The sequence below is a fragment of the Bradyrhizobium sp. 132 genome (genome assembly GCF_023074185.1).
Lineage (GTDB): Bacteria > Pseudomonadota > Alphaproteobacteria > Rhizobiales > Xanthobacteraceae > Bradyrhizobium.
Map to the genome: position 1 here is coordinate 127,547 of NZ_JADPKY010000106.1, position 12,200 is coordinate 139,746.

12 protein-coding genes and 1 tRNA gene are annotated in these 12,200 nt (G+C 63.5%); 3 read left to right on the forward strand and 10 right to left on the reverse strand.

Features of this window, described 5'->3' with window-relative positions; genetic code table 11:
• The first annotated feature begins 81 nt into the window (after nucleotides 1-81).
• Entirely contained in the window at nucleotides 82-1,320 is a 1,239-nt protein-coding gene (locus IVA74_RS22235; RefSeq protein WP_247348083.1) for an MFS transporter, read from the forward strand.
• Nucleotides 1,321-1,335: 15 nt separating this feature from the next.
• Here IVA74_RS22235 and IVA74_RS22240 read toward each other — a convergent pair whose 3' ends face one another.
• Nucleotides 1,336-3,114: an acyl-CoA dehydrogenase gene (locus IVA74_RS22240; protein WP_247348085.1), complete on the reverse strand. Its 1,779-nt coding sequence runs from the start codon at nucleotides 3,112-3,114 to the stop codon at nucleotides 1,336-1,338.
• A 276-nt stretch (nucleotides 3,115-3,390) separates the two neighbouring features.
• Here IVA74_RS22240 and IVA74_RS22245 point away from each other — a divergent pair.
• A tRNA-Gln gene (locus tag IVA74_RS22245) sits at nucleotides 3,391-3,465 on the forward strand.
• Nucleotides 3,466-4,098: 633 nt separating this feature from the next.
• Here the strand turns inward: IVA74_RS22245 and IVA74_RS22250 are convergent.
• Both IVA74_RS22250 and IVA74_RS41215 read right to left on the reverse strand, forming a co-directional pair.
• The gene (locus IVA74_RS22250; protein WP_346730969.1) at nucleotides 4,099-4,713 is read right to left on the reverse strand and encodes a LysR substrate-binding domain-containing protein; all 615 of its coding nucleotides are present in this window, start codon (nucleotides 4,711-4,713) and stop codon (nucleotides 4,099-4,101) included.
• 122 nt (nucleotides 4,714-4,835) lie between these two features.
• Entirely contained in the window at nucleotides 4,836-5,003 is a 168-nt protein-coding gene (locus tag IVA74_RS41215; RefSeq protein WP_346730970.1) for a LysR family transcriptional regulator, read from the reverse strand.
• A gap of 59 nt (nucleotides 5,004-5,062) precedes the next feature.
• Here IVA74_RS41215 and IVA74_RS22255 point away from each other — a divergent pair, with 59 nt between their 5' ends.
• Nucleotides 5,063-5,659: a LysE family transporter gene (locus IVA74_RS22255; RefSeq protein ID WP_247348088.1), complete on the forward strand. Its 597-nt coding sequence runs from the start codon at nucleotides 5,063-5,065 to the stop codon at nucleotides 5,657-5,659.
• 308 nt (nucleotides 5,660-5,967) lie between these two features.
• Here the strand turns inward: IVA74_RS22255 and IVA74_RS22260 are convergent, their stop codons facing one another.
• Genes IVA74_RS22260 through IVA74_RS22290 form a run of 7 tightly spaced genes read right to left on the reverse strand, consistent with a single transcriptional unit; the run spans nucleotide 5,968 to nucleotide 12,169 of the window.
• On the reverse strand, nucleotides 5,968-6,942 hold the full coding sequence (locus IVA74_RS22260; protein WP_247348090.1) for a tripartite tricarboxylate transporter substrate-binding protein: 975 nt from the start codon (nucleotides 6,940-6,942) through the stop codon (nucleotides 5,968-5,970).
• A gap of 24 nt (nucleotides 6,943-6,966) precedes the next feature.
• Nucleotides 6,967-7,680, reverse strand: coding sequence for a GntR family transcriptional regulator (locus tag IVA74_RS22265; protein ID WP_247348092.1), 714 nt, complete (start codon nucleotides 7,678-7,680; stop codon nucleotides 6,967-6,969).
• A gap of 21 nt (nucleotides 7,681-7,701) precedes the next feature.
• Nucleotides 7,702-8,442: an SDR family oxidoreductase gene (locus IVA74_RS22270; RefSeq protein WP_247348094.1), complete on the reverse strand. Its 741-nt coding sequence runs from the start codon at nucleotides 8,440-8,442 to the stop codon at nucleotides 7,702-7,704.
• Between the two features lie 24 nt (nucleotides 8,443-8,466).
• Nucleotides 8,467-9,237, reverse strand: a complete 771-nt coding sequence (locus IVA74_RS22275) for an SDR family oxidoreductase (RefSeq protein ID WP_247348096.1) — start codon at nucleotides 9,235-9,237, stop codon at nucleotides 8,467-8,469.
• Between the two features lie 15 nt (nucleotides 9,238-9,252).
• Nucleotides 9,253-9,633, reverse strand: a complete 381-nt coding sequence (locus IVA74_RS22280) for a carboxymuconolactone decarboxylase family protein (RefSeq protein WP_247348098.1) — start codon at nucleotides 9,631-9,633, stop codon at nucleotides 9,253-9,255.
• Nucleotides 9,634-9,647: 14 nt separating this feature from the next.
• The gene (locus IVA74_RS22285) at nucleotides 9,648-10,883 is read right to left on the reverse strand and encodes an ABC transporter substrate-binding protein (RefSeq protein WP_247348100.1); all 1,236 of its coding nucleotides are present in this window, start codon (nucleotides 10,881-10,883) and stop codon (nucleotides 9,648-9,650) included.
• A 35-nt stretch (nucleotides 10,884-10,918) separates the two neighbouring features.
• On the reverse strand, nucleotides 10,919-12,169 hold the full coding sequence (locus IVA74_RS22290) for an ABC transporter substrate-binding protein (RefSeq protein WP_247348102.1): 1,251 nt from the start codon (nucleotides 12,167-12,169) through the stop codon (nucleotides 10,919-10,921).
• Between the last annotated feature and the right edge of the window lie 31 nt (nucleotides 12,170-12,200).

Below are 12,200 nucleotides of genomic sequence, written 5' to 3' on the forward strand. Positions count from 1 at the left end.
GCTACAATGTTTCAATTGAAAAACCGGTGGTTGTGCGGCACGATGGGCCCGTCGCGTTCCATTTGGCCGATTGCTCGATTGATGACTGCCGCCACTGGTGTTGACGAATCCTCGTTCCACTACCGCGGCTGGCGCGTCGTGCTGGCCTGCTTCCTGATGGCCTTCTTCATGTTCGGCTTCGGCCTGTACGGCCAGGGCGTCTATCTCGCTGAGCTCCAACGCGCCCATGGCTGGCCGGGTACACTGGTCTCCGCGGCGAGCACCTTCTCCTTTCTCCTGACCTCCGTCCTCGTCATCTTCACCGACGATCTGCTCGCCCGTATCGGGCTGCGGTCGCTGATCCTGTGCGGCCTGTCGGCGCTCGGCGCATCGACGGTGCTGCTGGCGCTGCTGCAGACGCCCTGGCAGCTCTATCTCGCCTATGCGTTGATGTCGGTCGGCTGGACCGGCATGGGCACCGTGGTGATCGCGACCGTGCTGAACTCCTGGTTCGAACGGCGCCGCGGGCTGGCGCTCAGTCTCGCCTACAACGGCGCGACCTGCGGCGGCATCGTCCTCGTTCCGCTGCTGCTGACGCTAAGCGGCAGTATCGGCTTCCGTTCCGCCATGCTGGCGGCCACGATCGCGATGGTGGTGCTGGTGCTGCCGGTGGTCGTGATCTTCATCGGCTGGCCCGACGGGACGTCGCGGGCATCGGGTGGAACTGCATCTGGTGGTGGCACGACCGCGCCGACGCAGTCCCGCAAGGCGCTGCTCGCCAACGCGGCGTTCTGGACCATGGTGCTGCCGATCGCGATCGCGCTGCTGGCGCAGATGGGATTCATTATCCACCAGGTGACGTTTCTCGAACCGCTGATCGGCCGGGCCAGTGCGGGACTTGCCGTCACCCTCATGGCGGCGATGGCGGTGGTCGGGCGCCTGTCGCTCGGTCTGTTCGTGGACCGGCTCGATCCGCGGCTCGCCTGCGCGGCCTCGATGACGAGCCAGGCGGCGGCACTGTTCGTTCTGGTGCAGAGCACGAGCCCGACCGTGCTGCTCGTGTGCTGCGCCGTCTACGGCTTCTCGATCGGCAACATGATCACGTTCCCGCCCCTGATCATCCAGCGCGAGATCGGCGCCAGCGCCTTCGCCGCCGCGATGGGACTGGGCACGTCGATCAGCGGCATCGTCAGCGCCTTCGGCCCCGGCATCGTCGGTCTCGTGCGCAGCGTAACCGGCGATTACACGACGGCGTTTGCGATGTGCGTCCTGCTGGACCTTGTGGCGGCGGGGATTGTGCTGTGGCGGCCGGGGAGGCGCGCAAAGCTCGCAGCCTCGTAGCCCTACGCGTCCCAGCTACCCCAGCAGCACCGCATCCGCCGCCGCGACCGACTCCGCGCTCTCCGTCACCGTGCGCTCGAGCGCGCCGGCCTGCACGGTGATGTTCTCGGCGAAGAAGCGCGCCAGCGAGACGTAGCGCGCGGCGTCCGTGTTGCCGTCGGCTTTCGCGGCGAGCGCTTCGGAGGCGAGCATGCATCCCCCGAGCGTGGCGCCGAATTGCTGCAGATACGGCGTCGCGCCCGCCAGCGCCTCGTTCGGCGCGGACCCGACGCGCTCCAGGAGCCATTTGCTGGTGCGCGTCAGCGCCTCCAGTGCCTCGCGCAGTTTCACGCCCGTGGTGCCGAAGGCAGGATCGTTGGAGGCTTCGACCTGCTTCACGGTTGCGGAGAGCTCGTCGAGCAGCGCCCACACCGACGCGCCGCCGTTGGCTGCGAGCTTTCGCGTGACGAGGTCGATGGCCTGGATGCCGTTGGTGCCCTCGTAAATCGCGGTGATGCGGGCATCGCGATAGTGCTGGGCCGCGCCGGTCTCCTCGATGAAGCCCATGCCGCCATGCACCTGCACGCCGAGATAGGCGACCTCGTTGCCGACATCGGTCGAATAGCCCTTGGCCATCGGCGTCAGCAGCGCCGCGCGCGCGGCAGCATCCGCGCGGACCCTCGGATCCCTGGCGCGCGTCGAGACGTCGATCGCGACGGCGGTCGCATAGCAGATGGTGCGTGCCGCCGCGGTCTGCGCCCGCATCCGCATCAACATGCGCTTGACGTCCGGATGCACGAAGATCGCATCGGAGCCGTCACCCTTTTTGCCGAAAGCGCGGCCCTGCTTGCGTTCCTGTGCGTAGGCGAGGGCCTGCTGGTAGGCGCGGTCGGCAACACCGACGCCTTCGAGGCCGACGCCGAGGCGGGCCTGGTTCATCATCGTGAACATGCAGCGCATGCCCTGGTTCTCTTCGCCGACCAGGAAGCCGATCGCGCCGCCATGATCGCCCATGGTCATAGTGCAGGTCGGGGAGGCATGCATGCCGAGCTTGTGCTCGACGCCTGAGGCAAAAATGTCGTTGCGCTGCCCCAGCGAGCCGTCTTCGTTGACCATGAACTTCGGCACGAGGAACAGCGAGATCCCCTTGGTGCCGGCTGGCGCGTCCGGGAGACGCGCCAGCACGAAATGCACGATGTTGTCGGTCATGTCGTGTTCGCCATAGGTGATGAAGATCTTCGTCCCCTTGATGCGATAGGTGCCGTCGGCCGTCTTCTCGGCGCGGGTGCGCAGCGCACCGACGTCGGAGCCGGCCTGCGGCTCGGTCAGCTGCATCGTGCCCGTCCACTCGCCGGAGACGAGCTTTTCGAGATAGATTTTTTTCAGCTCGTCGCTGCCATGCGCGTCCAGCGCCTCCATTGCCGACGCCGTCAGCAGCGGACAGAGGCCGAAGGCGACGTTCGAGGCGCTCCAGATCTCGGTGCAGGCCGCGTTGATCGCGATCGGCAGGCCCTGGCCGCCAAAATCCTCGGGGCCGGAGACTGCGTTCCAGCCCCCCTCGGTCCAGCGCTTGTAGGCATCCGGCCAGCCCGGCGCGGTCGTGACCTTGCCGGCATCGAGCTTGATGCCGTGCTCGTCGCCGACCCTGTTGAGCGGCGCCAGCACGTCGGTTGCGAATTTGCCGGCTTCCTCCAGCACGGCGCTCACGATGTCGCCGTCGAAATCGCCGTAATGGCCGGCCTCCACGGCAGCCTTCAGGCCGGCGCCGTGGTTGAGCGACAGCAGCATGTCAGAGATCGGCGCGCGGTAGGTCATGGCTCACTCCCGTGGACAGGTCTTGCCGCCGTATTCCCATGAAACGGGGGAGGTCTCAACTGTCGGGATCCAGGGAACGCGCTGGGCCGGAACGGGCCGTTGTCAGGGCGTATAATAACAAGGCCTATAACAAGGTGTGGCAGGTCCGCAGCCGGCGGCTGTGGTATTTTGCCCCTCCAGGCGGTTGAAATGCCGCTTCGCTCCCTATAGACCGGCTGCGACCAACGGGAATCTGCGGTAGCCAGTACTTCCGCCCCGTTCCGTTGGTCATCCTGTTGGGGCGTAGCCAAGTGGTAAGGCAGCGGATTTTGATTCCGCCATTCGGAGGTTCGATCCCTCCCGCCCCAGCCAGATCCAACATGCTGATTTTGTTAAAGGAATGGCCTTGCTGAAGGAGGATTTTCCGGCGCATTTGGAAATTCCGCTTACCTCGCATTTGGAAATTCTGTGCTGGTTTCGTTTTTGGTCGAAGGCAGATGAAAGTGCTCGCGCGTTGAACGTTCGTTCGACTTATCAAGATACGAATTGAGCCTATGAACGCTGTCCGCGTTGCAAGCTTCCGACCGCTCGCGTTGATGTCGCGTGCGGGATCGACAGCTGCAGAGTCCCGCCGCCTAAGCACTGTTCAACGAAACGCGAAGTCTATCTTTGAGATCGGACGCTAGTCTCGCTTCATCTTGTCCGGCACCATCGCACCGACATGGACCCAGCAGTGATGCTTGTCGCCGAGTTGGTGCGCGCGGTCGCACCACAATTGCATGATCCGGAAGCCAGATAACTCGCATCATCTTGCTTCTATGGACCAGACTGTCTTCCAACAGCCCGAGGCTTCCTTAACGAACGGCGGCTTCCAATTTGGTCGCAACCGGTACTGATGCGAGATGCAGCCTATTGTCGCCGCAGCTCAAGCCGAGCGTTGCCAGCCATACTATAATGATCCTCATCTCGTCCTCTCCCATGATAAAACGAGGCTGAAGACGGCGCTTACGTTCCCGGCAGATGTCGCATCAAGCTTTCACGGATGTGCCGCGCAAGTTCGGTGGCGGCTGGCGGCGCGTGGCCGTTAGGCATATGCAGGTTGATCGCAAACGGAGGCAACTCAGGCAGGCCCGCTTCTGTAGGTACGATCTCGAGGTCGGCCGGCACGGTCGAGGTGAGCAAAGCCGTGATCGCCAAGTCTGAGCGAACGGTAGCCGTGCTGGCATCGATGCTCCCGCTCTCAAACACAGTGCGCCATGCCACGCCGTGCTCACTTAGCGCTCGAAGGACCGCAGGCCGGAATCCGCATGTTTCGGCGACCATCGAAACAGGAAACGGCGTTTTCAAATGTGCCGAGCCGGACTTTGCACCAACCCACACCAAGCGATCGACGATCAGGCACTCGCCGCGGGACGGCCCGAGCGGTTCTTCGATAAGGGCAACATCAATCGTCCCATCCAGGGTGCTCGCCAGAAGATCAGGCGACGCGGCGCAAACGAGCATGATGTCCACCAACGGATGGTTCTCAGTGTAGGTTTTCAAGATTGGAGCGAGCCACGTGCCGGCGAGATCGTAGGGAGCGCCCAGGCGAACTTGCCCGCTCATCGCCTCGGTAGTCATGTCTGACCAAAGCTCGTCATTCAGGACCAGCAGACGACGGACTTTCCCCAGCAGCCGCTCTCCTGTGGCGGTGAGCCGAATGCGTCGGCGATCACGCGTAAAGAGAGCGCCAGACAAATCCTCTATCGGGAGATCTGCTGACTGACGGCGCTTTGAGACAGGTGCAGCGCATTTCCGGCCGCCGTCATACTGGCATGATCGGCGACGGCTACGAAGGTCCGCAGAAGCCCCATATCGAGATTACGACGCATCCTTGTATTATGGATCGTAATGCGTTCCATGCACAGCATGCGTTTCCATAATGGATTGCGGCGCGGTAAATTCTCGCTTCAATAAACAGGGGCAGAGAGTGTCTTCCGCCGAGTTCTTACCGCTTATTCTCTTCGTTATCGTTTCGACGATCACGCCAGGAGGCGCAACGACCCTAGCCACAGCCTCGGGCGCTCATTTCGGTTATCGTCGCTCCATACCGCTCATGGCTGGCATCGCGGTGGGCCTTGCTTCAATGGCGGCCTCGGCCGCTGCGGGCTTGGGGAGCGTTTTGCTGGCGCTACCGTCCTTGCAACTCGCTATGAAGGCGATCGGCTCGCTCTATCTCTTGTGGCTTGCCTGGAAGATCGGTCGCAGCGGACCTCCCCATCTCCAAGCTAATCTCGCGAAACCGACCAGCTTCCTCGGCGGGGTGTGGTTGCTATGGCACAACCCGAAAGGCTGGGCGATGACGCTGGGGGCCGCAGCTTCCTTTGCTGCGCTTGCGGGCAACCCGTTTCAACTCGGTGCGCTGCTCGGGTGCGCATTTGGTATCGCCGCAATCCTGTCTCTCTCGCTCTGGTGCGCCGCCGGATTGCTGCTCGCTCGCCTGCTCGAAACGGAGATGCAGTGGCGCGTCCTCAATGTCCTTTTAGGGGTTTTGCTCGTCATTTCGATCGTTCCGATGTGGCTCTAATGATTGGGGCCGCTGGTCGCTCTGCCTTCCCAATGACGGGGCCTTCCCCAAGGAGTTGCTGGTATTCAGCGATAATCCTGAGAAGCACGTGGCAATGATGGGCATCCCAACCCGCGTCAGAAACTGCGGTTCGGATGCGCCAAGGACAACACGGACCCGCATTTCATGCAGTCGTTGTACCCCTTGTTCATCCAAGAGGTACTGCCTCTTGATCCCAAGAGAGTGGTCGCTCCGGACGGTACGCGACGCGGATCATCGCCAGTCGAGTGTTACCTGAAGGCCTCGCTTCGAGCCTTTGATGGTGGGATCTACTGTGGTTCGATTCCCGCGGCCTTGATGATCCGTCCCCATTTGCCGATCTCGGCCTTCAGGAAAGCCTCGAGCGCCTCCGGCGTCGCGCGCTCGGGCTCGACCGGAGCCATGCTGAGTTCGGCAAAGCGGCTGATCAGGGCAGGATCCTTCAGGGCTGTCTGCAGCGCGCTCACGAGACGGTCGATCACCGGCTTCGGCGTGCCGCGCGGCGCGTAGAGGCCGTACCAGGTCGTGACGTCGAACTCGGGAACGCCGGCTTCGGCCGAGGTCGGCACGTCAGGCAGCGTCCCGACGCGTTTCTTGCTTGTGATCGCGTAGCCCTTGATCGTGTTCGACTGGATATACGGCGTCGGACCGGTCGCGGGATCGCAATAGACGTCGATGTGGCCAGCGATGACGTCGTTCAGCGCCGGTCCGCCGCCCTTGTAGTAGATCGGCGTAAGCTTTGTGTCGGTGGTGTTCATGAACATCAGGCCGCAGAGCTGCGAGGCCGAGCCGAGACCGACATTGCCGAAAGTCATCTTGTCGCCTTCGCTGCGGATGCGCGCGATCATCTCGCCGAGATCCTTGGCCGGAAAATTCGGCCGGGCCACCAGGATCATCGGCACGTCGGTGACAAGCCCGATCGTGGCGAAGTCGCCGACGGGGTCGAACGGCAGCTTGGCATAGAGGGAGGGTGCCGTGGCCTGGCCGACATGCATCAACAGCAGCGTGTAGCCGTCAGGCGCGGCTTTGGCGACGCGGTTGGTACCGAGCGTGCCGCCGGCGCCGACGACATTCTCGATGACCATCGACTGCTTCAGCGTCGCGCTCATGGCGTTGCCGAGGATCCGCGCGATGACGTCGCCGGGGCCGCCGGCGGAGAAGGGCACGATCATCGTGACCGGGCGGGTGGGGTAGTCGTCTGCGATCGCCGCGCCACACGGGCAGAGCAGGAAAAACAGGATCAGCGATCGTACGAGATACGTCATCGAACACTCCCTGGCGGCATTTTTTTAGTCGTCGGAAGGCGCCGCCTCCTTGGCCGCCGACGATTTTTCGATCATGTCGAGCGCGGCCACCGCGGCCGCGTTGATGTGATCGACGCAGCAACGTTCGGCGAGGTCCGCATCGCCGTTCTGGATGGCACGCCAGATCGCGGTCACCTCGCGCAGGCTCTTGTTGATCCGTTTCGGTTGCGACATCGACGTGATCCGCAACAGTTGGATCCGGTCGTGGAGCGGCTTGAGCATGCGCTCGATGAAGGCGTTGCGGCAGCCGCCGATCAGCGCGCCGTAGAAGTCGGTCTTGGCTTCGAGGCACCCGACCAGATCCTGCTTGGCGGCGGCGGCCTTCAGCCGCGTCAGGGCGTCCCCGATCCGGCGCGCCACTTCGGGATCGTGAAGCCTGGCGCATTCGCGGCCGGCGAAGCCTTCGAGGACCGCGCGTGCCGTGTAGAGCTGCCGGGCCTCCTCCAGGCTGATCGTCGAGACCACGGGGCCGCGATGCGGGACGGTATTGACGAGCCCGTCGGCCTCGAGGGCGCGCAGCGCTTCGCGGATCGAGGGACGGCTGACGCCCATCATCTCGCAGAGCTCGCGCTCGACCAGCCGCTGGCCCGGCTTGAGCGTTCCGGACATGATCGCCTCGCGCAGCTTTTGCGCGACCATCGCCCGGACGGTCGGGACGTCCTCGATGCGAAGCGACTGCAGTTCCGTGCGTCTGTCCATGACTGGCCTTGGTTTGAGGGCTCAAAACCGGTTTACAGGCAGAATCATCATTTCGGCAATTTGAACGTGCGGGGGCTGGTCGAGGGCAAAGACGATGGAACGGGCGATATCGGCCGGCTCGAGCGCCATCCTGAACTGGTCGAAATAGTCCTTTTCCTTCTGCTGATCGCCGCGGTAGCGGGTCAGGATGATGTTGGTCCGGGTCAGGCCGGGCTGGAGCTCGGTGACCCTGATCGCAGTTTCCGCCAGCTCGCCCCGGAGGGTCTCGGTAAACATGTGCACGCCCGCCTTGCTGGCGCTGTAGGCAGCCATGTCAGGCACGATCCGGACCGCGTTGATCGAGCTGATATTGACGACATGGCCGGCATTGCGCTGGACCATGCCGGGGAGGATCGCGCGCGTGACGCGCATCAGGCCGATCAGGTTGGTCTGGATGATGTTGGACCAGTCGTCCGCGGAACCAATGTCGAAGCGTGTCCGTCCGCCGATATCGTGGCCGGCGTTGTTGATGAGGACATCGACCGGTTTGAAATGACCGGGAATGGCATCGGGCAGGCCATCCACCGCCTTTGCGTCGCTGATGTCGAGCTGGATCGGAAACACCGCATTGCCGGCCGTCGCCGCCAGCTCCTGAAGCGCCTTGGCGTCGCGATCGACCAGCACGACGCGGCGGCCGCTTTCCAAGAGCGCCTTGGTGATGGCGCGTCCGATGCCGCCGGCGGCGCCTGTCAGCACGACGGTCTGACCCGAATGTTCAGTCATAACAACACTCCCATTCCAATGCTCTCATGCGACCGACCAGCCGCCGTCGATCGGCAGGCTGGCTCCGGTAATGTCGTTTGCGGCGGTTCCACAGAGAAAGACGACCATGGCGGCGACCGCATCCATTTCGACGAAGCGCTGCGTGGGCTGGCGCTCGCCGAGATACTCACGGGTCACGTCGTCTACCGATCGGTCACTGTCCGATGCGATCGCCGCGATCTTGTTCAGGATGGCGGGCGTCGGCAGAGTGCCGGGGCAGAGCGTGTTGCAGGTAATGCCGCTGCGGGCTGTCTCAATGGCGACGGCGCGGGTCATGCCCAAAATCGCCGTCTTGGTGGTGACGTAGTCGATGCGGTCCTCGACTGCGCGGCTCGAATAGATCGAGCCCATGTTGATGATGCGGCCCCAGCCGCGCTGCTTCATCGCCGGCAGCGCCAGGCGGATCAGATGGAACGGCGCAGACAGGTTCACGGCCAGCGCCTGCTCCCATCGATCGGGCGGAAACTGCTCGATCGCGGAGAAATGCCTGATAACGGCGTTGTTGACGAGGATATCCATGGCGCCGCAGCGGTCGAGCAGGTCCGCCATCATGGCCTCGATCGCCTCGCGTTGGGAGAGATCGACGCCGGCCGCGATGATTTCGACACCGAAGCGGGCGCGAAGGTCATCCGCGGCCTGCTTCGGCGCGACGAGATCGTGAAGGACAATGTTGGCACCCGCGCCGGCCAGGCCTTCCGCGACGGCCAGTCCGAGGCCCGCAGTCGCACCAGTCACGAGTGCCCATTTGCCCTTCATCGTAGCCACGCTTCGCTATTTGTTGTCGAGTTCGGCGAAGACGTCCTTCGCGTTTCGGAATGCATCCACGCCGGCCGGCACTCCGCAATAGATCGCGACCTGCATGAAGACCTCGCGGATTTCCTCGCGCGTTGCGCCGTTGGCGAGCGCACCGCGCACGTGAGTCTTCAGCTCATGCGGCCGGTTGAGCGCGCACAGCATTGCGAGATTGAGAAAGCTGCGGGTCTTCCGCTCCAGCCCTTCGCGCCCCCAGACATAGCCCCAGCAATATTCGGTGGTGAGATCCTGCATCGGGCGGTTGAAATCGTCCGCGGAAGCGATAGCCTTGTCGACGAACTCGTTGCCGAGCACGCTCTTGCGGATTTCGAGGCCGCGGTCGTAAGTCGCCTTGTCCATGTTGTTCTCCGTTGTCAGTTTTTCGGCCAGAACGGCTGTGCCAGTGCGAGCGCTGGAGGGAACACCGTCACCGGCACGCCTGCCTGCCACTGCACGATGGTCATGCCGGCGCCGACGCGGCGGCCCTTCTCGTCGAACTTGATCTCGCCCAGCGGATAGTATTTCGAGGGGCCGGCATCCATGGTGCGCAATGCCTCGCCGACGGCGACGCGATCGGCCTTACCGGCTTTCTCGAGCGCGTCCTTGATCACCCACATGTCGCCGTAGGTGGAGATCGCGTTCTGCGTCATCCACGGCTCCTTGTAGCGGGTCTTCAGTTCGGCGATCAGCGCCTCGTGGCCCTTGGCGCCCCAGCTTGCGACGCAGGTCAGTACGCCCTGAAGCAGCTCGGGGCTGACGGTTTGCAGCATGTCCGGCTCGGCGATCGCGATGCCGAACGAGATGGTCGGAATCTTGCCCTGGCCGAGACCGAACTCGTTCATCTTCTCGAGCAGCAGCTTCGCGTCTGAGATCACCGTCGGCAGGAAGAACAGCAGATCGGGTTTGGCCGAACGGATCTTCTGCACCAGCGACGTCGCATCCGCCAGCGGCGGCGTGAACGTCTCGTCGACGATCAGCTGCAACTGGTTCTCCGCCAGAAGGCCCTCGCGCATCGCCTTTGCGGAGGCGATCGAGGCCCCCGTGTTGTCGGTGAGGATCGCGACCGTCTTCGGACGCTTGCCGGAGGCCGTCTCCGCCAGCTTGATGATCTGGGGCAACGCTTGCCGCGCCTGCGAACCTGCGGTGGCTGCGGTCTGGAATACGTATTTGAATCCGCGCTCGGTGATGAGGTCGGAGTAGGAGAGGGTGAGGACGGGCAGGCTGGCGCGCTCGGTCACCTCCGTGACCGCGAGCGTGAACGAGGACAAATACGCGCCGCTGGCCGCGACCAGATCGGTCTCCTGCGCAACCATGCGCTGGGCGGCGTTCTTGGCCTTTTCCGTGGTGTCGCCGGAATCGAGCACGACGAGCTTCAGCTTGGCGCCGCCGAGTGCCTTGACGCCGCCTTGCGCGTTGATGTGATCGACCGCCATCTCGGCGCCTTCACGCATCACCGTTCCCGGCCGGGCATAAAGCCCGGAGATCGGCACCAGCAGGCCGACCTTCACTTCCGCAGGTTGTTGCGCCCAGGCGCGGGATGCGATCAGCGTACCGGATGCGCCCGCCAGCAGCGTTCGCCGCGTGATCGTGATCTTGCTCTTCGTGGTCATGACAATTCTCCTCCCTGAAAAAACGCGCGACGCTGTTAGGATTTCTTCGGCCAGAACGGCTGCGACTGCGCGAGTTCGGGCGGATAAACGGTGACAGGCACGCCCGATTGCCATTGCACGATGACGACGCCGGCGCCGACGCGACGGCCCTTCTCGTCGAATTTGAGTTGACCGCCTGGATAGTATTTCGAGGGACCGGCATCCAGGGTGCGGAAGGCCTGCGCGACCGAGTTGCGGTCGGCCTTGCCGGCTTTCTCCAGCGCCTCCTTCATCAGCCACATGTCGCCATAGGTCGAGATGACGTTCTGCGTCATCCACGGCTCCTTGTACTTGGCCTTGAGCTCCGCGATCAGCGCCTCGTGACCCTTCGATCCCCAGTTGGCGACGATGGTCATGATGCCTTGCACGGTCTCCGGACTCACGCTCTGGAGCATGTCGGGCTCGGCAATGGTGATACTGAACGACACCGTCGGAATTTTGCCCTGGCCGAGGCCGAACTCGCTGATCTTCTCCAGACCGAGCTTGGCGTCGGAGACCGCGTTCGGCATGAACAGCAGCAGGTCCGGCTTTGCAGAGCGAACTTTCTGGATCAGCGGGGTCGCATCCGACAATGGCGGCGTCCAGACTTCCTCGACGACGAGCTGGAGACCTTCTTGCGCGAACAGCTTTTCCTTCAGCGCTTTGGCGGTGGCGACGGAGGTCGCGGTGTTGTCCATCAGCATCGCCACGGTCTTCGGCTTCTTGCCCGATGCATTCTCGGCGAGCTTGATCAGCGTCGGCAGGCCGAGCTCGGACTGGCGGCTTGCGGTCGCGGCGGTCTGGAAGATGTACTTGAAGCCGCGGTCGGTCAGCAGGTCCGAATAGGACAGCGTCAGCACAGGCAGTTCGGCGCGCTCGGTCACCTCGGTCACGGCGAGCGTGAAGGACGAGAGATAAGCGCCGGTGGCGGCGACGAGATCGGGCTCCTGCGCCACCATGCGCTGCGCCGCGTTCTTGGCCTTCTCGGTGGTGTCGCCGCAATCGATCACGACAAGCTTCAGCTTGGCACCGCCGAGCGCCTTGATGCCGCCCTGCGCGTTGATGTGCTCGATGCCCATCTCGGCGCCCATCTTCATCACCTGGCCGGGGCGGGTGTAGATGCCCGACAGCGGCACGATCAGTCCGACCTTGACCTCGGCCGGCGTCTGCGCGCGTGCCACGCCGGCGAGGCCGACGGCGGCGGCGCCCGACAGTACGGTCCGGCGCGTCAATCCTTTCGATGTCTTGCCTTTCGAAGTCTTGTTCATTTTGTTCCTCCCTGGTCTTTGTTTTTTGTTC

What these genes read in the sequence shown, in the direction of transcription:
- IVA74_RS22285 (WP_247348100.1), bottom strand. Translation starts at nt 10,883, where the DNA reads ATGACCACGAAGAGCAAGATCACGATCACGCGGCGAACGCTGCTGGCG.
- IVA74_RS22275 (WP_247348096.1), bottom strand. Translation starts at nt 9,237, where the DNA reads ATGAAGGGCAAATGGGCACTCGTGACTGGTGCGACTGCGGGCCTCGGA.
- IVA74_RS22260 (WP_247348090.1), bottom strand. Translation starts at nt 6,942, where the DNA reads ATGACGTATCTCGTACGATCGCTGATCCTGTTTTTCCTGCTCTGCCCG.
- IVA74_RS22290 (WP_247348102.1), bottom strand. Translation starts at nt 12,169, where the DNA reads ATGAACAAGACTTCGAAAGGCAAGACATCGAAAGGATTGACGCGCCGG.
- IVA74_RS22250 (WP_346730969.1), bottom strand. Translation starts at nt 4,713, where the DNA reads ATGACTACCGAGGCGATGAGCGGGCAAGTTCGCCTGGGCGCTCCCTAC.
- IVA74_RS22240 (WP_247348085.1), bottom strand. Translation starts at nt 3,114, where the DNA reads ATGACCTACCGCGCGCCGATCTCTGACATGCTGCTGTCGCTCAACCAC.
- IVA74_RS22280 (WP_247348098.1), bottom strand. Translation starts at nt 9,633, where the DNA reads ATGGACAAGGCGACTTACGACCGCGGCCTCGAAATCCGCAAGAGCGTG.
- IVA74_RS22270 (WP_247348094.1), bottom strand. Translation starts at nt 8,442, where the DNA reads ATGACTGAACATTCGGGTCAGACCGTCGTGCTGACAGGCGCCGCCGGC.
- IVA74_RS41215 (WP_346730970.1), bottom strand. Translation starts at nt 5,003, where the DNA reads ATGCTGTGCATGGAACGCATTACGATCCATAATACAAGGATGCGTCGT.
- IVA74_RS22265 (WP_247348092.1), bottom strand. Translation starts at nt 7,680, where the DNA reads ATGGACAGACGCACGGAACTGCAGTCGCTTCGCATCGAGGACGTCCCG.
- IVA74_RS22235 (WP_247348083.1), top strand. Translation starts at nt 82, where the DNA reads ATGACTGCCGCCACTGGTGTTGACGAATCCTCGTTCCACTACCGCGGC.